The organism is Aeromonas sp. 160P, from assembly GCF_055193095.1.
Window position 1 is genome coordinate 4211333 of sequence record NZ_JBUXKV010000001.1, and the last position, 23138, is coordinate 4234470.

General features: G+C 56.3%; 12 protein-coding genes, 5 tRNA genes and 2 riboswitches. Of the genes, 4 read left to right on the plus strand and 13 right to left on the minus strand.

What is annotated here, in order from left to right; genetic code table 11:
- Nucleotides 1–5: 5 nt before the first annotated feature.
- The 12 genes from rstB to ACY8FN_RS19605 all read right to left on the minus strand — a co-directional run bounded on the left by rstB (nucleotide 6) and on the right by ACY8FN_RS19605 (nucleotide 15860).
- Nucleotides 6–1331, minus strand: coding sequence for a two-component system sensor histidine kinase RstB (rstB, locus tag ACY8FN_RS19550; protein ID WP_463100958.1), 1326 nt, complete (start codon nucleotides 1329–1331; stop codon nucleotides 6–8).
- A 21-nt stretch (nucleotides 1332–1352) separates the two neighbouring features.
- Nucleotides 1353–2063 (minus strand): two-component system response regulator RstA, encoded by a 711-nt coding sequence (gene rstA, locus ACY8FN_RS19555; protein ID WP_463100959.1) that lies wholly within the window; start codon nucleotides 2061–2063, stop codon nucleotides 1353–1355.
- A gap of 160 nt (nucleotides 2064–2223) precedes the next feature.
- The gene (yajD, locus tag ACY8FN_RS19560; RefSeq protein ID WP_042021689.1) at nucleotides 2224–2571 is read right to left on the minus strand and encodes an HNH nuclease YajD; all 348 of its coding nucleotides are present in this window, start codon (nucleotides 2569–2571) and stop codon (nucleotides 2224–2226) included.
- A gap of 140 nt (nucleotides 2572–2711) precedes the next feature.
- Nucleotides 2712–2787, minus strand: a tRNA-Ala gene (locus tag ACY8FN_RS19565).
- Nucleotides 2788–2821: 34 nt separating this feature from the next.
- Nucleotides 2822–2897: transfer RNA gene (locus tag ACY8FN_RS19570), tRNA-Ala, on the minus strand.
- Nucleotides 2898–2952: 55 nt separating this feature from the next.
- Nucleotides 2953–3028 (minus strand) — tRNA-Ala (locus tag ACY8FN_RS19575).
- 63 nt (nucleotides 3029–3091) lie between these two features.
- Nucleotides 3092–3167, minus strand: a tRNA-Ala gene (locus ACY8FN_RS19580).
- Nucleotides 3168–3195: 28 nt separating this feature from the next.
- A tRNA-Ala gene (locus ACY8FN_RS19585) sits at nucleotides 3196–3271 on the minus strand.
- A 775-nt stretch (nucleotides 3272–4046) separates the two neighbouring features.
- Nucleotides 4047–5978 carry a glycoside hydrolase family 19 protein gene (locus ACY8FN_RS19590; RefSeq protein WP_463100960.1) on the minus strand — a complete coding sequence of 644 codons (1932 nt, stop codon included), beginning with the start codon at nucleotides 5976–5978 and terminating at the stop codon, nucleotides 4047–4049.
- Nucleotides 5979–6056: 78 nt separating this feature from the next.
- Nucleotides 6057–8678, minus strand: coding sequence for a glycosyl hydrolase family 18 protein (locus ACY8FN_RS19595; protein ID WP_463100961.1), 2622 nt, complete (start codon nucleotides 8676–8678; stop codon nucleotides 6057–6059).
- 98 nt (nucleotides 8679–8776) lie between these two features.
- A riboswitch (cyclic di-GMP riboswitch) is annotated at nucleotides 8777–8864 on the minus strand.
- 515 nt (nucleotides 8865–9379) lie between these two features.
- Nucleotides 9380–11974, minus strand: a complete 2595-nt coding sequence (locus ACY8FN_RS19600) for a glycosyl hydrolase family 18 protein (protein WP_463100962.1) — start codon at nucleotides 11972–11974, stop codon at nucleotides 9380–9382.
- A gap of 109 nt (nucleotides 11975–12083) precedes the next feature.
- A riboswitch (cyclic di-GMP riboswitch) is annotated at nucleotides 12084–12170 on the minus strand.
- A 234-nt stretch (nucleotides 12171–12404) separates the two neighbouring features.
- Nucleotides 12405–15860, minus strand: a complete 3456-nt coding sequence (locus ACY8FN_RS19605) for a hybrid sensor histidine kinase/response regulator (RefSeq protein WP_463100963.1) — start codon at nucleotides 15858–15860, stop codon at nucleotides 12405–12407.
- 215 nt (nucleotides 15861–16075) lie between these two features.
- Here ACY8FN_RS19605 and ACY8FN_RS19610 point away from each other — a divergent pair, with 215 nt between their 5' ends.
- Genes ACY8FN_RS19610 through ACY8FN_RS19620 form a run of 3 tightly spaced genes read left to right on the plus strand, consistent with a single transcriptional unit; the run spans nucleotide 16076 to nucleotide 18081 of the window.
- The gene (locus ACY8FN_RS19610; protein WP_463100964.1) at nucleotides 16076–16624 is read left to right on the plus strand and encodes a DUF2975 domain-containing protein; all 549 of its coding nucleotides are present in this window, start codon (nucleotides 16076–16078) and stop codon (nucleotides 16622–16624) included.
- A 7-nt stretch (nucleotides 16625–16631) separates the two neighbouring features.
- Nucleotides 16632–16841, plus strand: coding sequence for a helix-turn-helix domain-containing protein (locus ACY8FN_RS19615; protein WP_101316315.1), 210 nt, complete (start codon nucleotides 16632–16634; stop codon nucleotides 16839–16841).
- A gap of 7 nt (nucleotides 16842–16848) precedes the next feature.
- Nucleotides 16849–18081 carry a hypothetical protein gene (locus ACY8FN_RS19620; RefSeq protein WP_463100965.1) on the plus strand — a complete coding sequence of 411 codons (1233 nt, stop codon included), beginning with the start codon at nucleotides 16849–16851 and terminating at the stop codon, nucleotides 18079–18081.
- 77 nt (nucleotides 18082–18158) lie between these two features.
- Here the strand turns inward: ACY8FN_RS19620 and ACY8FN_RS19625 are convergent, their stop codons facing one another.
- Complete coding sequence (locus tag ACY8FN_RS19625; RefSeq protein ID WP_463100966.1) at nucleotides 18159–19313, minus strand: 3-phenylpropionate MFS transporter; 1155 nt, start codon at nucleotides 19311–19313, stop codon at nucleotides 18159–18161.
- 601 nt (nucleotides 19314–19914) lie between these two features.
- Here ACY8FN_RS19625 and ACY8FN_RS19630 point away from each other — a divergent pair.
- Nucleotides 19915–23058: a glycoside hydrolase family 2 TIM barrel-domain containing protein gene (locus ACY8FN_RS19630; RefSeq protein ID WP_463100967.1), complete on the plus strand. Its 3144-nt coding sequence runs from the start codon at nucleotides 19915–19917 to the stop codon at nucleotides 23056–23058.
- Nucleotides 23059–23138: the final 80 nt, after the last annotated feature.

The window sequence follows — 23138 nt, forward strand, 5'->3', positions numbered from 1 at the left end:
TCATCCTATGACTGTTGCGGCTGTCCTTCAGTGAGCGGTTGGTGACGGTTTGTATCCAAATGTACAGGGAGGGTGATGCAGAAGCGGGCGCCGCGGTCACTGGCCAGCAGCGCCACATCGCCCCCGTGATGACGGGCAATGCTGCGTACGATGGCCAACCCCAGTCCGGTGCCGCCGGTGCGGCGATCCCGGCTCTGATCAAGGCGCACAAACGGCTCGAAGATCTGGGGGGCCAGTGCCTGATCGATCCCCGGCCCGTCGTCACTCACCTCCAGCAGATAGTGATCCTGCAACCGGGAGAGCGAGAGGGTGACCCGACTCTCGGCATAACGCAGGGCGTTGCCGATCAGGTTCTCCACGGCGCGCGTCAACAGCCGTTGATCGCCGCACCAGGGCATCTGGATGGGCGGTAGTTGCAAAGCCAGTGCTTTCTCCGGGCGCAGTGCCTGCCAGTCTCCAAAGTGGAGCTCCGCCCACTCCACCAGTTCCAGCTCATCGAGCTTGAGTGGCAGCTCGGGCCGATCCAGCCTGGCATAGGTGAGCATCTCCTCGATAAGGGAGTCCAGCGCCCCCAGATCCCGCTCCAGTGCCTGCTGCTCGGTCTCCGAGGGTTGGGGGTCAAGCATGGCAAGCCGATAGCGCAACCTGACCAGCGGGGTGCGCAACTCGTGGGCGATGGCATCGGTCAGCTGCTTGCGGCTAGCGAGCATCGCTTGCAACTGGGCGGTCATCTGATCGAAGGTGCGTCCGACCCGGGCCAGGCTGCTGCCTTGCGGCAGGTTGGTACGACAGGAGAGATCCCCATCTCCCACCCGGCGCGCGATTTGCTCGAGCTGGAGCAAGCCGCGCCAGTGGGGGCGCAGCCAAAGCAGCAGTGGCAGCCCGAGGGAGAGGCCGATCACCAGCAGCAGCCCCACATCGACCCAGTGGAGTTCGTGCAGATAGGAGAGATAAGGAACCGGGCCAACGATCAGCACCTGATCGGTATCGGGGACACGCTGCAGGAAGGTGTCATCCTCTTCGACGATGACGATGTTCCCTGCGGCCAGAAAGGCCTGATCCTCGCTGGCCAGTGGTTGGTGCGCCAGTTTGCCGACCTTGAGGGGCAGGGTAAACTGGCGGCTCTGCTCGGCCAGCCGCTCCGGCCAGCGCTGTGGCGGAGTTCTCGCTAACTCGCTGGTCAACAGGCCAAGGGAACCTTGCAACATCCGCTCGAGGTAGCGGTCACCCGCCCGCTCGGCAGTCACCTGATAGACCACGCCCACCAGCAGGATGGCCAGGGTAAAACAGCCGATCAGCAACAGATAGAACTGGATAAAGAGACGGCGCATGGCGGTGCTCCCGAAAGAGGTTTATTCCCAGGCGTGGGGAACGAACAGATAGCCCTTCTGGCGGACCGTCTTGATCCGGGTCGGGTTGTCGGGGTCATCCCCGAGCTTGCGGCGCAGGCGGGAGATGGCCACATCCATGCTGCGATCCTGGCCGTCATACTCCCGACCGCGCAGGCTGCGAAAGAGAGTTTCCCGTCCCAATATTTGGCCAGCGTGGCAAGTGAGCTCCCACAACAGATCAAAGTCAGCGGTCGAGAGGGCAATGCTCTCGCCATCAAGCCGCACATCCCGACCCGGTCCATCGACGTGCAATCGGCCAAATTGCAGTTGCTGAGGAACGCTGCTGATGGCAACGGGTTGGGTTGATGTTTGCTGGTGCTGGCGAAACTGCACCCGCAGGCGGGCAAGCAGCACCGGCGGTGGGGTGGTTTTGAGGATGTAATCGTTGGCGCCAAGCTCCAGACTCAAGATCTGGTTCATGTCGCTGTCCAGCGAGGTGAGCATCACTATGGGGCCGTCAAAGCGCGGCCGCAGATCCCGACAGAGAGACATGCCATCCTGCCCCGGCAGCATGATATCGAGCAGCACCAGATCGGGCTGTTCGGCCTCGACCCGGGCCAGTGCCATATCCCCTCTGGGTTCGAGGATCACCTCCATATCGTGGCGACCAAGCCAACGGCTGATGAGTTGGCCTATCTCGGGATCATCTTCAACAAAAAGAATGCGCTGCATAGAAAAGTTCCATTCGAAACCGATGAAGACACGATGCCGGCCAGCATAACAATTAGGTCACCTAGCTCAATCATACGCCAGGAACATCTGCGTCCCTGTTACACCACCCACAGGGAGCTGACCCGCAAAGGGGTATGAATCCATTCTGTCAGCAATCCCTCTACGACTTCTTATTCATCCGCGCTTTTAAATCAGCAAAGGGGTTATGGGTCGCACCACCGGCAGCATTTTTGGCATCTTCGCCAGCAACGACCGTTGACCCATATTGATAAGCTTCGGTGTATTTTGAATGCTCATGATCGTGACAGTACAGACAAAGCAGTTCCCAGTTACTGCCATCTTCAGGATTGTTGGTATGGTCGTGATCGATGTGATGAACCGTCAGTTCGCGAAGGTTAGAGTACACGAACTCCCGAGAGCAGCGTCCACATATCCAGGGATAGAGTTTCAGGGCTTTTTCACGGTAGCCGCTTTCCAACTGCGCATAGTGCTTAGAGATAATTGCCATAATTGATACCCGCCCTCCTGAACGTGTGAATGCAATATGGTAGCACTGCGGCCACACTGTTCGGCTGGAGAAATAAAATTTTCGTACAACAAAAAGGCCACCGCGATGCGGTGGCCTTTTTGTTTCTTGTCACAAGAATTTGGTGGAGCTACGCGGGATCGAACCGCGGACCTCTTGCATGCCATGCAAGCGCTCTCCCAGCTGAGCTATAACCCCGATTTGTGTGAATGACCTAAAGTCATTCTGAATTTGGTGGAGCTACGCGGGATCGAACCGCGGACCTCTTGCATGCCATGCAAGCGCTCTCCCAGCTGAGCTATAACCCCAAATTCTTTTTCAGACAGCGGGTTCTGGCGGCCCGTCATCTGTTACTGCAAATAGTGGTGGAGCTACGCGGGATCGAACCGCGGACCTCTTGCATGCCATGCAAGCGCTCTCCCAGCTGAGCTATAACCCCACAAAGGTCGGCTTGGGTGATACACACCGCACTGCCCTGGGTACTTCATTTCAATCAGGAACCTGGTGGAGCTACGCGGGATCGAACCGCGGACCTCTTGCATGCCATGCAAGCGCTCTCCCAGCTGAGCTATAACCCCTTTGATTCCAGATTGTTCGAGGAGAATTTGGTGGAGCTACGCGGGATCGAACCGCGGACCTCTTGCATGCCATGCAAGCGCTCTCCCAGCTGAGCTATAACCCCAACTCACCTCGGCGCTGACGAAGTTATCTCCGGCAACGGAGGCGGATGATAGGCATCGTGAGCTTTGCTGTCAACCCTAAAATAACCGCCATTGATTCGTTTAGTCAAAATTGCAGCAGTCCGCTGTTTTTACCAGCAAGGAGCATGCTATCTCTCTGTTTTATGTCACAAATCGGCTCAAACTCCGATCTCAAGCCGCGATAGAGTGCAGCCTATGCAGCCGGCCCCTTTCCGATGCAACGCTTCCGTTCTCTTGCCTTATATTGCAGGTGCGCCAACAAACTCGCCCTCATCACCCCAATAAACCCTCTCCATGAACAAGAAACCCTTTCCATAAAGAATGTTGCATTTGAAAACCCTTTCTATGATTTCGGTAAATTTACAACATAAAAAGTTGATCCAGCTCACAGATAGCCATAGGATCAAACCGTGATCCAGATCACACACCATAACCATAAATGACAGAGCGATGAGGTAATCTATGTTTGAGAATCTGGCAGTCCTGTTCCGCCTCAAGGGCGCAACCACCAAGAGCGGCATTGTAGAGAAAGATGCCTATGCCCCGTCCACCCGTGAATACTACTTTCGCTACGGCAAGTGAGTCGTGAAAGTGTTTCATAAATAACAGTAATAAAACTACATCACACATCCTATCGCAGCGCCATCAGGTGCTGTCCTGTCCCGGCCAGAGAGAGTCCTCGGCCAAACCTGAACTCCACCAAACAAGAATGGGGCCCGCAGGCCCCATCTTTTATTGCATTGGCTTATTGCCGGATCACAACTTAATCCAGGCATCGCTCCATGCGGTTCCCTTGCCGGGCTCATAAGCCCAGGCTGCACCGGAACACCAGCCGGTGTAGGGATGCGGTTTGCACTCGTAGCTGGCGTCGCCATTGCTGACGCGCTCGCCCGCTTTATAGGGAGTGCCCGCTTTGTAGGCCGGGTAGTCACCATCCGGTGGGGTTACGCCCCCCTCTTCCCCTTTGACCAGCAGAGCGTGGTTAGCGCTGCGGCTCAGGTTCCCTTCATCGGTCACCATCAGCTTGATATCCAGCTTGGTATCGCTGGCCGGCTTGGGCAGGGTCAGCTCCAGCGTGACCTGATCCAGTGCCGGGGCAGAAGCACCAGCCGGAATGGTCCAGGCATACGCCAGCGGCTTGCCTTCCGGATCGCTGGAGTGCTGCGCCGACAGGGTTACCTTGCTGCCGCCTTCGGCCTGCGCCGGGCCTGTGATGCTGGCCACCGGTGGCAGGTTGGTACCACCGCCATTATCTTCAATCACCAGCTCGGGATAGAAGTGCTGGACGCAGCGGGTGTAATCCCCCTCCTTGAAGGCGCTGAAACGGGTCTGGTAACCCACCAGCTTGCACGCATAGCTCTTGCCGCCGTTCGGATTCTCGGCCACATAGCTCCAGTCCTGCTCCCAATAGATAGGCAGGGCACCGGCGCCTTCGTTGTCAAAGTACTTCATCCCTTTGCAACCCAGCACTTCGTCAGCCGGTACCGGCACGGCGAGGTAGTTGGCAAACTCGCGGTAGTAGTTGATACGGTTCTGGGACTGGGCATGCTCGGCATTGCCGCCACACTCAACGCCACCGTTGATGATCTGGGTAGTCACCCCGAAACCGGGTACCAGACCGTTCTGCTTGTCATGCTCGTTCGGCTGCCAGGTGCCGTCGATGACGTGCAACATGGAAGGCTTGGGCGGCTGCGGATAGGTGTAGAAGAACACCGCGCTGGCAAGGTTCAACCAGCTGTCAGCCACCAGCTCCGGCTGGTCGAGCAGGGTGCGCACCGTGCCAAACATCGCCTCGGAGAAGGGGCCGTAGTTGTAGTTGTAAGAGAGCTGCTTGGCACCACGACCGAAATAGCTCTTGAACTCGCCATTGTCGAAGGTGCCGCATGGCCACTGCTGACCCTGCCATACGCTGGGGCTGCACTCGGCGTTGTAGCCGCCGCGCATCGCTTCGGTCCAGCCCATTTCACGGACATAGACCAGCGCCTGACGCCATTCGGCTTCCGGACGCCAGCTCTCGTGGCCACCGGTCTCCTGGGCGAAGTGGGCAAACATGGTCGCCAGGGTCTTGCGACAGATAGCCTCGGCATCGCGACCATCGCTGTAGTTGCTGCACAGGGCCGGGAACTTGGCAGCCGCCTGCAGCAGACCACGATAGCTGTACTCGGGGGCACGCAGCGGGAACAGGTAGTTGAACTGGCTCTCGCTGAGCAGGCTCTCCACCAGCTTGACGTTATCCGGGTTGTCGGCACGGCCCGCTTGCACCGCTTCCACCACCAGATTGTCGCGGGTAGCGATAGATGTCTTGACCGCTTCCATTCCGGGGAAGTCAGTCAGCGTCTGCTCTTTGGCATCCAGCTCTGCCTGGCTCATATAGACAGGAGCTGTGGTGCCATCCGGCGGCGTAGGTGTTGGTGTGGGCGGAGTGGGCTTGTCGTCACCGTCGCCATTGTCCGGCGGGGTCACTTCACCTTCGCCGATCAGCTTCCACGGGGTATCCCACTCGTTGGCAGCCGCCATACCGGGAGTCTGGCCCGGGTTGACCCACCACTTGGCCTCGAACACCTGGCCGTTGTAGTTGACCTGGCTACCGCCCGGATAGGATTTGTTGATGTCGTATGCTTCGGCCGCCCACAGGTGGCCGCTCAGCATCAAGCCGGCAAGCAGAAGGGTGATGCGATTTTTTTTCATTATTGTTGCTCTCTTAACTTTATTAGCAGACAAAAACGGGGTCTGAACAGACCCCGCCACAATCATAATGATCTCAACTTAACGGCAGCTTGCTGCACCGACATCAACCCAGACATCGTGCTTGCCCGGCTCATTACCTTGAGTCCACCACTTGGCCTTCCATTGACGACCGTTGTGGTTGGTCAGGTCCCCACCGTTGTAGACAACAGCAGCGTTCCAGCCCAGATCAACCTGGCTCTCCAGTGACCACTGATCCGCAGTGCGGCTCGGTTCATTGCCCTGGGTCCAGTATTTGGCACGCCATACCAGCTGGTTATGGCTGACCTTGTCACCACCGTTGTAGACCTTGCTGGCCTGCCATGCAGGCTGGTTGGCAGCTTCAGGGTCTGTGGTGGTACAGCTGTCGCCACCTTCACCGCCATCGTTAATCGGCGTAACGGTAAGACGAGTTGCTGCGCTGGCGTCGAGTGCGCCATCGGAGACGGTCAGGGTCAGGTCATAGCCAGTCTCGACATCCACTGCGGGGCCAGTGACGACCAGAGTCTCGCTGTTCTGGCCGGTGGCCGTGATCCCGGCAGGCACTTGCCATTGGTAGATCAGCTCGTCGCCATTGGGATCGGATGCCTTGGCAGTGATGCTCACCTGCTTGCCCTCTTCTACTTTGAAGCTGGCAGGCAGCGTAACGACCGGAGGCAGGTTGGGTTGCGGTGCCTTGTTGGTCACCACCACCTGATCCTTGGCAGCCAGTTGCTGGTCATCGGTCACGGTCAGCTCGAATACCAGTTGGGTATCGGCACTGACGGCGTTCACATCGGCCCGAACCTTGGCTTGCGTGGTATCACCCAGTACGGCCTGCGGACCGGAGATCTGCTTCCAGCTGTAGGTCAGGGTACCCTTTTCCGGATCGTGGGAGGCGGAACCATCCAGCATCAGGGTGGCCGGGCCGGTCACCGCCACATCGCTGCCCGCATTGGCTACCGGCGGCTTGTTGACTGGCGGGGTGATCCCTTCACCATGACCGAGGCCTTCATGCATGGCGTTGAGGATGTCGCCGTTATCGGCATCGATCTCCCAGGAGAAGAGGCCACCCAGCTTGTTGGCCAGCACATACTGGCCCTTGGCCTTGACGGAGCGATCGTCATCATAAGTGATCAGCTCGCCAGTGGAGGGCTTGAACAGGGTCGCCGCTTCTGCGGTCTCGTCGTAGTTGTATTCCCAACCCGCACCCATGTGGTTATTGACGATCTGGCGATAATCGACCACGCCATCTTCCCAGGTACCCTTGATCTTGCCAGTTGCGGTACCGGTGAAGGGATCGTTGCCCTGATAGCCGCTCACCCCTTTCCAGCCACGGCCATAAGCCGCCGCACCGACCACCAGTTTTTCGGAGTCGACACCTTGTGCCAATAGCAGATTGACCGCTTCATTGGTGTTGTAACGCTTGTTGGCGGAGCCATTGGTCGCTTGATACAGGTTGGCCTGATGACCCAGCTGGGTATTGCTCCAGCCACCGTTGTAGTCGTAGCTCATCACGAAGAGGTAATCCATGTACTGCTGGGCAGCCTTGTAATCCACATCTTCAATCTTGTCATAACCGGCACCGATGGCAGAGGTCAGCTCATAGGTGCGACCGGTCTCTGCTTCCAGCTCGTCGAGCATGGCGCGCAGCTCTTTCATGATCAGCACATAGGTAGCCCCATCCTTGGTCTTGTCGCCCAGGTTGGGGTTGGCGCCGTCACCACCCGGAAACTCATAGTCGATATCGACGCCGTCAAAGAACTTCCAGGTCTGCAGGAACTCTTTGACCGAGGCGACGAACACGTCACGCTTTGCCTTGTCATGCATGAAGTAGAAGGGGTCGGAGAGAGTCCAGCCGCCGACGGAAGGGAGGATCTTCAGGTCCGGATAGGCCTGCTTGAGGGCCATCAGGTTACCGAAGTTGCCCTTGTAGGGCTCGTCCCAGGCACCCAGCGTGCCTTGTGGCGCTTGTATCGCAGCCCAAGGATCGTGGATCGCAACCTTGAAATCTTCGCGACCGGCACAGGATTTTTGCAGCGCTCGGAAGCTGTTGCCGTTTTCGATCTCTTTGAGGCTGTCGTTGATGCCATCACCGCCGCAAATAGGGGTGAAGCCATAGAGGATATGGGTCAGGTTCTGTGCCGGGATCTTGTTTACCGGGAAATTTCGACCATAAACGCCCCACTCAACGAAGTAGGTACCGACAACCTTGCCGGATTTGTTGGCATAGGGCTTGTTGTGTTCTTGCAGAGTCGGCTTGAGCGGAACAAGGTGACTACCATCAGTATCGGCAATCAGGATCTCTTTGGCATCAGACAGGGTGCAACCATCGCCGTTGCACAGCGCGACCTGCATCTGATAGCGACCACCTTTGTTCACCTTGAAGGTGGCGGTGCCGGCCGCAGAAGAGGGACCTGACCACACTTCCTTGCCATCCAGCAGCACTTTGGCGGTCTGGCCAATATCGCCACTCCAGATGTTCCAGGTAACGGTGACATCGGCGGCGTCTTTGCGGGTCACCAGTTGGTTGTATGCACTCGCGGAGGGATTGACTTCGACAATGGCAAACTTGGTAGGGCCCCAACCAATGGCGGGTTTACCGGGAGCGGCGGCATAGGCGGCCGATGAGGCGAGCAGGCTACCGACCATCATGGCCAGCAACGCAGGTTTTGGACTTAGCATATTGCTTTCCTTTACGTTATTGAAAAACGAAAGGGCAACGCAACACGACAGGTAACACAAAGATGACCACCCCTTGGCAAAGGCAGTCTGCATAACACTGTGGTGGCCCCGCTATCTTAGGTAAACATGTCCCTTAAACCGGAAGCTTTGCGTCCCGACTTTTCAATCGGTTTGCCCTTAGCACAACTTTATTCTCGGCGATAAATAATCACTGATTGACTATATGGGTATTCAAGGGATTAAACAAATCCGACCATTGCCTTTTCCCTCGAAAAGAAACGCCACAAGTGTTTAATTTTTAAGGGTTAATTGTTTAAAGCCAGATGATTGAAACATACACTTTGTTCACAACAACAGAGGCCATGGCTTGGCCATGGATCGAGCCATAAAATAAACCGATAAAAAACAATAACTAACAAAAGTGTCATTTACGAAATACCACCCTGAACATGAATTAATAATGGTTTTATCAGCGCGCTTTTGTCACCGGCCCCGCAGCCTCCCCCCACCCAATTGACCATTCAGATACGACAAAATTGTTCGTTTGACTTTACGCCCGGGGTCGCCAGTACCGCCCCTAACCAAAAAGTGGCGTGGTGGCCCACTGAATGTCAGAGCGCGGTGGGGTAAAGAGGCGCTGGCACTGATTGCCAGACAAAAAAAACGGGGCATGACTGGCATGCCCCGTGACCATTCAACTCTTATTTACAGCTGGCGGCCCCCACATCCTGCCAGACGTCGTGTTTGCCGGGCTCGCTGCCCTTGGTCCAGTACTGCGCCTTCCACTGACGGCCGTTATAAGTGGTGATCTCGCCACCGTTGTAGGCCACATTGGCATCCCAACCCAGTTGCACCTTGCTCACCAGCAGCCACTGATCCGTGGTGCGGCTCGGCTCGTTGCCCTGAGTCCAGTACTTGGCCTGCCACACCAGCTGGTTGTGGCTCACCTTGTCACCGCTGTTATAGGTGGTTGCCGCTTTCCAGACTGGCCAATTGACTGCATCCGGATCGGTCGCCGTGCAGCCACCACCGCCGCTGGCCGGTTTGACCGTCAGACGGGTTGCCGCGCTGGCATCCAGCCCGCCGTCGGAGACGGTGAGGCTCAGGTCATAGCCGGTGTCGCTGGTCACGCTCGGGCCGGTCACTATCAGGGTGGCGCTGTTCTGGCCTGTCGCGGTGAGGCCTGCCGGCACGCTCCACTGATAGGTCAGGGGATCACCGTTCGGATCGGAGGCGGTGGCCTTGATGGTCACTTGCTTGCCCGACTCTACAGATGCCGTGGCTGGCACGCTCACCACCGGCGCCAGGTTGGCTTGCGGCGCCTTGTTGGTCACCACCACCTGATCCTTGGCACTCAACTGCTGGTCATCGGTCACCGTCAGCTCGAACACCAGATTGATGTCGGCTGCCACGGCGTTCAATACCACGCGGGCCTTGGCTTGAGTGGCATCGAGCAAGCCAGCCTGCGGCCCGGAGATCTGCTTCCAGCTGTAGCTGAGAGCGCTGTTCTCCGGATCGTGAGAGGCCGAACCATCCAGCGTCACCTCGGCCGGGCCGGTCACCTTGAGGTCACTGCCCGCGTTGGCCAATGGCGGCTTGTTGACCGGCGGCGTGATGCCACTGCCGTGGCCCAATCCTTCATGCATGGCGTTGAGGATGTCGCCGTTGTCGGCATCGATCTCCCAGGAGAAGAGGCCACCGAGCTTGTTGGCCAGCACATACTGCCCCTTGGCCTTGACCGAACGCTCGTTGTCATAGGTGATGAGATCGCCGGTCGCCGCCTTGAACAGATAGGGCCCCTCGGCCACTTCGTCGTAACCCTGCTCCCAGCCAGCCCCCATCCGGTTGTTGACGATGTCGCGGTAATCCACCACCCCATCTTCCCAGGTGCCTTTCACCTTGCCGGTCGCCTTGCCGGTGAAGGGGTTGTTGCCCTGATAACCGCTCACCCCGGTCCAGCCACGGCCATACATAGCGGCCCCGACCACCAGCTTGCCGGGGTCAACCCCCTGCGCCAGCAGCTGATTGACCGCCTTGTCGGTGGTGTACTTGGTATTGGGATCCCAGCTCGCCGCATAGAGGTTGGTCTGGTGACCCAGCTCGGTGTTGCTCCAGCCACCGTTGTAGTCGTAGGTCATCATGAAGATGTGATCCATGTAAGGCTGGGCCGCCTTGTAGTCCACATCCTGGATCTTGTCGCCCCCTGCCCCGATGGCCGAGGTGAGCTCATACTGGCGACCGGTCTCGGCCTCCAGCTCGTCGAGCATGGCCCGCAGCTCCTTCATCAGGGTCACATAGGTGGCACCATCGCTCGGGCTGCCCAGTTTCGGGTTGGCGCCCTGTCCGCCCGGGTACTCCCAGTCGATATCCACACCGTCGAAGAACTTCCAGGTCTGCAGGAACTCCTTCACCGAGCCGACGAACACATCGCGCTTGGTTTTGTCACCGAGGAAGTAGAAGGGGTCGGAGAGAGTCCAGCCACCGACCGAGGGGAGGATCTTGAGGTTCGGATAGGCCTGCTTGAGTGCCATCAGGTTGCCAAAGTTGCCCTTGTAAGGCTCGTCATGGGCGGTAAGGCGGCCTTGCGGCATCTGGATGGCAGCCCAGGGATCGTGCATCGCCACCTTGAAGTCGGCGCGGCCAGCACACGCCTTCTGCAGCGCCTGGAAGCTCCCTTCGATCCCTTTGAGACTGTCGTTGAGGCCATCCCCGCCGCAGATGGGGGTGAAACCATAGAGGATATGGGTCAGGTTCTGGGCCGGGATCTTGTCGACGGTAAACTTGCGGCCATAGACCCCCCACTCCACGTAATAAGTCCCCACCACCTTGCCGGACTTGTTGGCGTAGGGCTTGTTGTTCTCTTGCAGCGCGGCCTTGAGTGGCGCCAAGTGGCTGCCGTCGGTATCGGCGACCACGATCTCCTTGGCATCAGACAGGGTGCAGCCATCGGCGTTGCACAGCGCCACCTGCATCTGGTAACGCCCCCCTTTCTTCACCTTGAATTTGGCGCTCCCCGCCGCGGCCGAGGGGCCGGACCACACCTCCAGGCCATTGAGCAACACTTTGGCACTCTGGCCCAGATCGCCACTCCAGAGGTTCCAGTTCACCTCCACATCGGCGGCATCCTTCCGCTTGACCAGATTGTTGTAGGCAGTGGCCGCCTGATCGACTTCAACGATGGAAAACTTGGTGGGGCCCCAGCCGATGGTCGGCTTGCCGGGCGCCGCAGCATAAGCGGACGAGGCACAACATAGACCGACCGCGAGGGCCAGCATGGTAGGTTTTGGACTTGGCATTTTTTTATATTTCCCTATTTCGTTATGTGGACAACGAAAAAGGACAACGCGTCTGACAGGTAACGCAGACTGCAGTGCGGCCTCTTGGCAAAGGTGCACAACAACAACCTGTGGTGACCCCGCTATCTCAGTACGGCTCATCCCTGGACCGGAAGCTTTGCGTCCCGACCTCACAATCGGTTTGCCCTTTAGCTACTTCATTCGCGATAAAAAAAATCGCATCCCGACTATAGAGTGAGCGGATTTGCCGCGCTACTGTCGACTTTCACAACAAGTGGCGTACCAGAGTGGCAATCGGTCGTTATCACACGAAATAGTGAAGGGATCATCGCCAATCCGGGGCCATGTATGACAAGCCATCATGACGATGGCTGTCGCCATATTTGCACGGTTTTGTGAGCCGGTTCACGGCTTGCTGCCCCGGGCGCTGCTACCGCAGCAACAGGCTGTTCATCAGGGCCCGCAGTTTGAGCGGTTTGACCGGCTTGCTGATGTAGCCGTAACCCTTCTCGCGGATCTGCCCCTGCAACTCGCTCTTGCGATCGGCACTGATGATGATGCCCCCCAGCTCGTCGCCACACACCTGCTGCAGCGCAGCCAGCGCCTCCAGCCCGGTCTTGCCGTCGTCAAGGTGATAGTCGGAGAGCACCAGTCTCGGCACAAACCCTTCTGCCAGCAGCGCCTCGGCTTCGACCAGATCGACGGCGCACTGCACCTCGCAGCCCCAACGCCCGAGCAGGGTGCTCATGGCGGTCAGAATGTCCCGCTCGTTATCGATGCAGAGCACGGTCACCCCCTCCAGCTGGCTATCGCGCACCGCAGGCGCGGCCAACTGATGGGGCACGACCGGGCGGGTGGCAAGCGTGAGGGTCACCGCAAAGACCGAGCCCTTGCCCGGCCAGCTCTGCAGGGTGAGCTGATGACCGAGCACCTGCGAAATGCCACGGGCGATGGCGAGCCCCAGACCCAGCCCCTGCTCCTTGGCGGTGCGGGAGTGATCGAGGCGGGAGAACTCGTCGAAAATTGCCTCCTGCTTGTCCTGCGGGATGCCGGGGCCGTTGTCCCACACCTCGATGCGGATCTTCTCCCCGATCCGGCGACAACCGAGCAGCACCCGGCCAGCCGGGTTATAGCGAAACGCATTGGTGAGGAAGTTCTGCAGCACTCGCCGCAGCAGCCGCACATCGCTGTGCACCGCATGCTTGCTCTCCACCACCGAGAAGTGGATCCCCCCCGCCTGCGCCAGTACGCCAAACTCAGCCTTGAGGTTGTCGAACAGATCGCGCAGGGCGAAGTCGATCTTCTTGGCCTTGAACTTGCCCGCTTCGAGCCGCGAGATATCGAGCAGATCGGTGATGAGATCTTCGGTCGCCCCCAACGCATCGTCGATATGGCGGGCGATGCGGGCCTGCTCGCCAGATGGCGGCAACATCTCCAGCAGGGAGGAGGTAAACAGCTTGGCGGCATTGAGAGGCTGGGTCAGATCGTGGCTGACCGCCGCCAAAAAACGGCTCTTGGAGTGGTTGGCCCGCTCCACCTGCTGGTTCACCAGCAGCAACTGGCGGTTGAGTTCGGAGAGTTCGTGAGTACGCTCGGCCACCCGCGCCTCCAGATGTTCGTTCGCTTCGCGCAGCACCCGTTCGGCATCGCGAAACGGGGTGATGTCGGTAAAGGTCATGACGAAACCACCGGCGGGCATGGGGTTGCCCTGCATCTCGATCACCCGCCCATCGGGGCGCTCCCGCGCCGAGATATGGGCGCTGCCGCGCTTCATAAAGGCGACCCGCCGCGCTACGTGATCCTCGATATCACCGAGGCCACAGAGCCCCTGCTCGGCGTTGTAGCGGATGATCTGCTCGATGGAGCGCCCCGCCTGAATAAGCCCCGGCGGATAGTGAAACAGCTCGATGTAGCGGCGATTCCAGGCCACCAGCCGGAGCTCCCTGTCCACCACCGAGATCCCCTGCCCGATATGCTCGATCGCCCCCTGCAGCAGGCCGCGGTTGAAGCGAAACACGTCAGAGGCCTCATCGACTATGGTAGCGATCTCCTCAAGCTGCATGTTGCGCCCCTGCAGGGCAGAGGCGAGCACCAGCCGCGCCGACGAGGTGCCAAACACCCCCGCCAGCAGCCGCTCGGTGTGAGCGATCAATTCGGCCGAGGCCTGCATTTGCGGCGCAAGGGTGCCGCCCCGCTCACCGGCGAAACGGCCAAAGGCACGCTTGACCCGGCTCGAACCGACAAAGCGGGCCGCCAGCATCTCCAGCTCCTTGACCGAGACCCGCGCCTGATAGAGAGCGGCGGTATCACGGCTCGGCTTGCCGACGAAGTTGGCCGCCTGCAACCGCTCGCTCACCGCCGGGCGCGACAGCAGCGAGCCAACCACGTAGCCGAGCAGGTTGAGCACGAGACTCAGGAAGATGCACCAGGCGCCCAGGCTGAGATCGCGAAAGGCGGGCCAGTCCGGCGGTGCCAGCAGCGCAGCCAACGGTGAACCGGCCAGCAATCCGCTCTCCACCAGCAGGGTCACGAACCAGAGGCTCACCCCGAGGAAAAGACCAAGATAGACCCCTTTGCGATTGCCGTGGCGCCAGTAGAGGCCAAGCAGCAAGGCCGGCGCAAACTGGGCCACCGCGCCAAAGGAGAGATAGCCGATGCGGGAGAGACTGGTGAGATCGCCGAGCCAGAGGTAGAGCCCCCAGGCCGCCAGCAAGATCAGCAGGATGGCGCCACGGCGCACCTGCAGCAGCAGCCGCACCAGCCGCTCGTCACGCCCTTGGCGCCAGAAGCGACGCAGCAGCACCGGCAGCACCAGATCGTTGCTCACCATGATCGCCAGCGCGATGGTGCAGACGATCACCATGCCGGTGGCCGCCGAGGTGCCGCCGAGAAAGGCCAGCATCGCCATGCCATCAAAACCGAGGGCCATCGGCAAGCTGATCACATAGGTGTCGGAAGCCACCTCAGCCCCCAGCCACAGCTTGCCCGCCAGCGCCAGCGGCCAGATAAAGAGTCCCATCACGAACAGGTAGAGCGGGAAGATCCAGCGCGCCCAGTGGAGATCCTGGCCCTGATTGTTCTCCACCACAGTCACATGAAACTGGCGCGGCAGGCAGATAACGGCACACATCGCCAGCACCGTATAGATGGCAAGCTCCAGCAGATTGCCGGGGCTCACCGCCATCACCTGTGCAAAGAAGTCGCGGGTCACCTGCTCGTGGGCAACGCCGGGTTTGCTCAAGATCAGCCAGAGGGCAAAGCCCCCCACCGCGATAAAGGCCAGCAGCTTCACCACCGACTCGAAGGCGATGGCTACCACCATCCCCCTGTGGTGCTCGGTGGCATCGAGATGGCGGGTACCAAACAGGATGCTGAACAGCGCCAGCAGCAGGGTGACCCCGAGCGCCAGCTCGCTGGTATTGCTGGTCGGGCTGATGCCGCCGCTGTTGACCATCAGCAGATCTAGCCCGGTGACGATGGCTTTGAGCTGCAACACCAGATAGGGGAGGATCCCCATGATGGCGATGAGGGAGATCACCATGGCGAGCCGTTGGGATTTGCCGTAACGGGCGGCGATAAAGTCGGCGATGGAGGTGATGTGCTCGCGCTTGGCCACCAGAATGAGGCGGGCCAGCAGCCGCCAACCAAACAGAAAGACCAGCATGGGGCCAAGGTAGATGGGCACCGGCGACCAGGGGGATTCACTCGCCTGCCCCACGGTGCCGAAGAAGGTCCAGGAGGTGCAGTAGACCGCCAGCGACAGACTGTAGAGCAGCGGTTGCCCCTTGAGACGGTGCCGTTTGTGCTTGTCTGCCACGAAGGCGATCAGAAACAGCAGCCCCAGATAGGTGAGCGACAATCCGATCAGCAGCCATCCCTGGTGCATCGATAACTCCTTGTCCATGTTGAGTTTTTGTATACAACCTCGCCAGTCTAGAGAGGCGGCAGCCAAAAGTCATCCCCTTCGGACAGATCGAAATTATCGTTTTTCAATAAGTTTTGCCTTGACTGTATATCGTAAAACAATAAACATCGCCGATGTGAATATTGATAAACGATAAACTTTACCTTTCAGATAAAAACATCACGGCGAGGAATGAGATGATATCCAACAAACTCGAACGCTCGAGCATGCTGATCGAATGGCTGCTGCTGTTGGCACTGCTGGCTACCCCTTTGATCACGTTGCTGGAGGTGTGGACCCCCTTCGGTGGCGCCGATTTGCTGCAGGATAAGCTCAATACCATCTTGAACCGTCCCGGCATCAATCCTGCAGACTATCCGCTTCACTTCCCCACCCGGCTGCTCGGCACCCTGGTGCAGTTGCTGCCGGATCTGGTCTTCATGCTGATGCTGTGGCAACTGCGTCAGCTGTTTCGCAGCTACCGCGCCGGTCTGCTGTTCACCTTCGAGCAGATCCGTCGCTACCGGCAGATCGGGCTGCTGCTCTGTGCAAGCTTCGTGGTCGAGTTGATCCACCTCCCCCTGCTGGATACGGTGCTCACCATGAGAGGCCCAGAAGTACTCGGTACCATCTCTCTGAGTACCTCCGATTTTCGGGTACTGCTGGCGGGACTTATCGTACTGGCGCTGGCACTGGTGATGCGCGAGGCCAAACTGCTGGCCGACGAACAGCAACTGACGGTGTGAGGATCCTATGCCCATTATCATCCGGCTCGATGCCCTGCTGACCGAACGCAAGATGACCGCCCGCGAACTGGCCCAGCGCATCGACATCACCGAGGCCAACCTCTCGATCCTCAAAAATGGCCACGCCAAGGCGGTGCGCTTCTCCACCCTGGAGGCCATCTGCCGTGAACTCAAATGCCAGCCCGGCGATCTGCTGGGCTACGAGCAGGAGCGCTAACCCCCTTATGAGCCGTCATATCACCCTGCTTGCCCTGTGGCTGCTGCCACAGTGGTTGCTGCCACGATGGGCCTGCGCCGCCGATGGCACGCAAGGCCCCCGCTACCTTATCGAGCAGGGCGCCAACGCCAATGTGCTGCGAGTGCGCCTCACCATGCAGGGCGAGCCCCCTTTTACCCTGCTCCCCGCTCGCCAGTTGCCGAGCAGTGCCGCGCCGGTTTCCCCCGCGCTGGTCTGCCTTGCAGACAACCAGCCGGTTGCCCTCAACCAACCCTTATCCTGCAAAGAGATCGGCTGGCAGATCACGCTCACACCCGCTCCGACAGTGGGTGCTGATGCCTCGGCCCAACAGTCGCTGCTGTTTGCCCCCAACCAGTGGCTATTGACCGAGTGGGGCAATCTGGTGCGCCAGCAGGGGAGCCACCGAGGGGAGATCTGTCTGCCGGATAGCAGCTGCCAGCCGTTGCCGGATCTCAACCAGCCGCCGCTGATCCTGCCATTTGGTCTGGAAACAGTGCCCGTCACCAAGCCGGACCCGAGGCTGGTGCTCAGCCATGACGAGACCGCCAATCAGCTCGATCTGCCGGCCTTGCAGCAGCAACTGAATGAGATCATCGACTATCTGGCCTTCCAGCTCGATGTGGATCCACCCACTCACCCGTGGCAACTGGTGTGGCTGGGGCGGGATGTGGCGACCCGCTCCCTCGGCGGCGCCGCCGGGGAACAGGTATTTGTCGCCAATTACCCCACCGATGCTGGCAAACCGACGCCACAGGCCCCCTTGCGCCTGCTGCGCACCTCGGCCCACGAGGCGGTGCACATCCTCAGCGCTCGCCACGCTGCGCCACAGCCCACCTGGGTCAACGAGAGCCTCGCCGAGTACCTCGCCATCAAGGCACTGCGCCGCTTTCGGCTGCATCAGGTCACAGCGGTCAACGAGCTGGCCGAGCGGGGCAAACAACTGCCCCATAACGAGAGCGGCCTCTATCGGGCGGCTCGCGAGGTGATGGCTGGCGATCGCTCCTACTACCCGCTCTTTTACGTCAAGGGGAGCGCCTTCTGGGAAGCGCTGGAGCGGGAGCTGCAACACAATGGCGCCACCCTGGCGCGACTGATACCCCAACTGGGCTGGCTGCCAGATGGCCGCTTTGATGCCGCCGCCAATGAGCTGCTTGCAGGCACCATAGGCTCTGATACCTGGCGCCGCCTCAGCCGCCACTATCTTGGCGAGCAGCAGTAACGCCGCAAACCGCGACAACGAAAAAGGGAGAGCCATGGCTCTCCCTGTTGCTAGGTGATGATTCAGATAGACCGGTATCAGGCCGGAGCACTCTCCTGCGCAGACTGCGCAAAGGGGCGCAGCCGCAGGAAGAACACCGGCAACACCACCAGCACCATCAGGAAGAAGATGCCGCCGCCGAGGGGCTCGAACAGCACGCCGCAGACTGCCATCAAAGCCGCCACCGTCATGCCCAGGCCAAGGGCCGCATAGAGCGCCTGGGTCGGGATCAACTGCTCGGCGGGCAGCTGGCGAGTCATGAAGCGCACCGCCCCCAGATGGCTCATACCGAACGTGACCGCGTGGAGCAGTTGCCCCAGCACCAGTACCCACAGCTCGGTCGAGGCCCCCAGCAATACCCAGCGCACCACACAACCGATGGCACCGGCGATAAAGAGGCTCTGGGCGCCAAAGCGCTGCAAGAAACGCTTGTCGGCGGCAAACATGCAGATCTCCGCCACTACTCCGAGCGCCCACAAATAGCCGATGATGGTGCCGCTATACCCTTGCGCCTTCCAATAGATGGCGCTGAAACCGTAATAGGCGGCGTGGCTCCCCTGCAGCAGAGCGGTCAGCAGCAGGAAACGGCGCACCGGTGCGCTGCGCAGGGTTACCAGCAAGGACGCCTTGGTCCGCTCGCCCTGACTATCTTGTGGCGCCGGATAGAGCGGCAGCCAGCTGAGCAGCAGCATCAGCACCAGCCCCGCCACCATGGTGTGCAAAATCCACTCGCTGCCAAAATTGCCCACCAGCGCCCCCACCAGGGTCGAGGCGACAATAAAGGCAAAGGAACCGCACAGCCGCACCTTGCCGTAATCGAGGTGGGCCTGCACCACCATACGGGTCGCCAGCGCCTCCCCCACCGGCATCAGGGTCGGATAGATAAAGTTCGCCAGCAGGGTCAAGCCCACCAGCCACCAGAGGTTATGACTGAGATAGAAACCGAGAAACGCCAGCAGACTGAGCAGGGAGAGCAATCGGGTAACCGGCAGCAGATGGCCAGCCCCCTTGATCTGCCCCATCACCATCAGGTTGCCGGCAAAGCGGATCGCCATCCCCGCCCCCAGCAGGAGCCCTATCATCTCGGCGCTGACGCCCACCCCCTCCAGCCAGAGCGACCAGAACGGCAAGTAAGCGCCGTAGACAAAATAGAAGGCGCCGAAAAAGAGCGCTAACCAGGAGAACGCGGGCATAGATCCTCTGCAACCGGATGACGGGAGCAGAATGATAACCCATCCTCCCCCGCAGATCCCGATGGAAACCCCACGAAGAAAATGAAAAACTTCAATAAAATTGAACTATTACCGAAGAAGCTGGGTCTACTTGGTAACACCTCCTCCTGGTTAGTGTTGCAATCCTTCCACCCGCCCATGGCGGGTTTCTTTTTATCTGCCGTCCCGCAGCCTATCTACGAAAGATTCGAACAACACCGCCCTTGGATAAGCACAAACTCAAAATTTGTGACACGACACGCATAATCAACCCACTGCAAGTGGTAAATTTTACTTAAATAACAGGTAAAGATTTACCAAATCCAGATAACACCAAACTTTACCTTGAGGAGGCGAGCATATGCAGTGCACTACATGGTGTCCGTGTATCTTTATTTTTAGCTCCTTAATAGTGATGACAGATACTTATTAGATCATGTAAACGACAACCACAAATATCAATGATGCTGATACTGAATTCTACTGGTTGGTATTCAGCAGAGAGTTTTACATGTCGTTTAGCTCCTTAACTACATTTTCTGCAACCTAGATTTATAAACCTTCATAAAACAGGATACCAACCATGAGCGCTGTAGTTTTCGACAAGCAAGAAATCATATCATTATATGAGGAACATAATCATGTTCCCATGGTAATGGAAAATCATCGGATTAATGGTATTAACAAAGAAGAACCACGGCCACACATATTTCCGTTCACCAACAAGTATCTTGCTATAAAAAACACCCCTCATGAATCAAGTAATTACCTTTCACTAAATGGACTATGGCAGTTCAATTGTGCTCTAAATCCAGAATTGAGACCAAAGAATTTTTATCAAGAAACCTATGATGTCTCTGATTGGGCTACCATCCAAGTTCCGGGTAACTGGGAGGCGCAAGGATTTGACAAGGCAATTTACATTGACGAGCGTTTTCCTTTTGTTACAAACTGGCCCGAAGTCCCGCGTGATTATAATCCTGTTGGTTCATATCGCCGTAACTTTTGTTTAGATCAAGGTTGGTCTGGAAAACAAATTTTTCTACAATTAGCCGGTGCAAGAACAGCATCTTTCATCTGGATAAATGGTCAACGTGTAGGCTATAGCCAAAATGCAAAAAATCCAGCTGAATTTAATATAACACCCTATGTAAAGCCCGGTGAAAACTCCATTTCCCTTGAAATTTACAGATGGTCCAATGCCAGCTATGTAGAAAAGCAAGATATGCTTGATATGTCAGGACTGGAACGAGAAGTTTTCATCTATGCGACTGGCACATCTCGGATCTACAACTTTCATTGCAAACCGCTGCTTGATAGTACCTTCACAAAAGGAACTCTAGATCTCAATGTTGATGTTAAACACTATAATCATCAACAAAATGATCTAACATTAAGCTGCCAGTTACTTGATGATAAAGATGATTTCAAAGTATTAATTGATAAAGAAATAACTTTTGAAAAGAGTGGTATAAATCAATCTTTTCATTTTTCAGAATATGTGGAAAAACCATATCTCTGGAGTGCGGAAACACCCGACTTGTATACACTGCTGCTCACGTTAACTAACAAGCAGGGTGAGATTGTAGAAACCACAAGCCATAAGATCGGTTTTAGACATATTGAAATTGTAGATGGCCAATTAAGAGTAAATGGTAAAGCTATAAAAATAAAAGGAGTAAACCGCCACGAACTCCATCCCACATTAGGTCATGTTCCTACAGAAGAAAATATGCTGACTGACATTCGCCTAATGAAAGAACATAACATTAATGCCGTGCGCACTAGTCACTTTCCATGTCATTCACGTTGGTACCAATTATGTGACGAATATGGCCTATACATTGTTGATGAGGCTAATATTGAGTCACATCCCTTAGCGTTAACACCAGAGACTCAAATTGGTGATGATGAATCCTGGATTCCTGCACATTTAGACCGTGTTCAAGCAATGGTTGAACGAGATAAAAATCATGCTTGTATCATTATATGGTCAATGGGAAATGAAGCAGGTACTGGCTGTGTTTTTGAAACATTATATAAATGGATCAAGACTAAAGATAATAGTAGACCCATTCAGTATGAACCCGCAGGTGAGGAATTTTATACTGATATTGTCTGCCCGATGTATCCATCCCTCGAACGTTTAGAAGAGTTTGCCAAGCAAGGCAGTGAACGCCCGATGATCATGATTGAATATGCTCATGCAATGGGAAACTCCCTTGGCATTCTTAATGATTATTGGGAAATAATTGATAAGAATAGTAATTTACAGGGTGGATTTATATGGGAGTGGATGGATCATGCTCTGGAGCTCGTCAATGACAGGGGAGAAAAATTCTGGGGTTATGGTAAAGATTATCATCCCGACCAACCAAGTGACGGAAACTTCATGAATGATGGCCTGGTTGCTCCTGATCGGACACCTCATCCCCATATGGCCGAAGTAAAGAAGGTTTACCAACCGGTTAGATTTCATCCTGTGAATATCTCAAGAGGATTGTTTGAAATTGAAAATCGTTATGATTTTATCAATTTAGAACATCTTGATATTCACTATAATATATCTGTAGATGGTCACGATTTTGCTTCAGGAAATCTGGGCTCTATCACCGTATCTCCTGCACAGAGAACAGCAATCAGCATTCCTCTTGAAAAGATTGAAATAAATAAAGGCAAAGAATACCTCATCACTCTAAGTGCATTAACTAAAAATGACATGCCTTTAGTTGGTATAGGATACGAGGTTGCTTGGGATCAGTTTAACCTGACTCCACCAGCAACATTCACACATTCCAGCACTGAAAATTATTCAGCGATCGAAGTGGTAAAAGACAGCAGTGATATCCATTTGCAAGGTGAATTTTTCTCAATTTCATTCAATCGCAATAATGGACGAATGGATCATTTTATAGTAGATAATAAAGAGTTAATTATTACAGGTTTTGAACCTAACTTCTGGCGCGGACTAACAGATAATGATCTGGGGGCTAGAGTTTTCCAGTGGGGTAAAGTATGGCAGAGTGCAAGCCAAGAAAGGATTCTCTCAAGTCTTGAAATAGAACAATCATCTAATGACAATGTCGTAGTCACCACTACATTTGATCTGCCTACTATCGCCAGTAAATATACGTTAACTTATTCCATTAAGAGCAATGGAGAAATACATCTTAGTGTAGATTTCATCCCTGGAGATAAAGAGTTACCCCTCATGATGCGTATGGGGACACAATTAACATTACCTGCTGAATACAGATATATGCAATGGTTTGGCCGTGGCCCCGTGGAAACCTATTCTGATAGAAAAGGAGCAAAGGTTGGAATCTATGGTGGTACAACTTGGGAACAATTTCATCCTTATCCAAGACCTCAAGAGAGCGGAAATAAAACAGACATTCGTTGGGTACGCTTGTTAAATCGTGATGGCTTTGGTCTTGAGGCTATCGCAGAAAATGATCTGTTAAATTCTAGCGCTTGGCCATTTATGGCTAGTGAACTTGATTTTGTCCCGGATACTGACAGTAACAGTGCATCCGGCTTGACACCAATGTCATGCAAACATGGCGTAGATGTACAACCAGGTAATATCACCACCTGGAATATAGATCTAACTCAAATGGGCACCGGCGGGCAAAACTCTTGGCGCTCATTGCCACCAGAAAAATATCAACTACCAGCAAAGAAATATCATTATGCATTTTATATTAGACCAGTAAGAACAAGTTAACATAGCACCATTTAAAATATGTGATTTAGAGTGCTTATATCTAAGCACTCTAAATTAAAACGACTGTATATAAGATAAAG

What these genes read in the sequence shown, in the direction of transcription:
- rstB (WP_463100958.1), bottom strand. Translation starts at nt 1,331, where the DNA reads ATGCGCCGTCTCTTTATCCAGTTCTATCTGTTGCTGATCGGCTGTTTT.
- rstA (WP_463100959.1), bottom strand. Translation starts at nt 2,063, where the DNA reads ATGCAGCGCATTCTTTTTGTTGAAGATGATCCCGAGATAGGCCAACTC.
- yajD (WP_042021689.1), bottom strand. Translation starts at nt 2,571, where the DNA reads ATGGCAATTATCTCTAAGCACTATGCGCAGTTGGAAAGCGGCTACCGT.
- ACY8FN_RS19590 (WP_463100960.1), bottom strand. Translation starts at nt 5,978, where the DNA reads ATGAAAAAAAATCGCATCACCCTTCTGCTTGCCGGCTTGATGCTGAGC.
- ACY8FN_RS19595 (WP_463100961.1), bottom strand. Translation starts at nt 8,678, where the DNA reads ATGCTAAGTCCAAAACCTGCGTTGCTGGCCATGATGGTCGGTAGCCTG.
- ACY8FN_RS19600 (WP_463100962.1), bottom strand. Translation starts at nt 11,974, where the DNA reads ATGCCAAGTCCAAAACCTACCATGCTGGCCCTCGCGGTCGGTCTATGT.
- ACY8FN_RS19605 (WP_463100963.1), bottom strand. Translation starts at nt 15,860, where the DNA reads ATGCACCAGGGATGGCTGCTGATCGGATTGTCGCTCACCTATCTGGGG.
- ACY8FN_RS19610 (WP_463100964.1), top strand. Translation starts at nt 16,076, where the DNA reads ATGATATCCAACAAACTCGAACGCTCGAGCATGCTGATCGAATGGCTG.
- ACY8FN_RS19615 (WP_101316315.1), top strand. Translation starts at nt 16,632, where the DNA reads ATGCCCATTATCATCCGGCTCGATGCCCTGCTGACCGAACGCAAGATG.
- ACY8FN_RS19620 (WP_463100965.1), top strand. Translation starts at nt 16,849, where the DNA reads ATGAGCCGTCATATCACCCTGCTTGCCCTGTGGCTGCTGCCACAGTGG.
- ACY8FN_RS19625 (WP_463100966.1), bottom strand. Translation starts at nt 19,313, where the DNA reads ATGCCCGCGTTCTCCTGGTTAGCGCTCTTTTTCGGCGCCTTCTATTTT.
- ACY8FN_RS19630 (WP_463100967.1), top strand. Translation starts at nt 19,915, where the DNA reads ATGAGCGCTGTAGTTTTCGACAAGCAAGAAATCATATCATTATATGAG.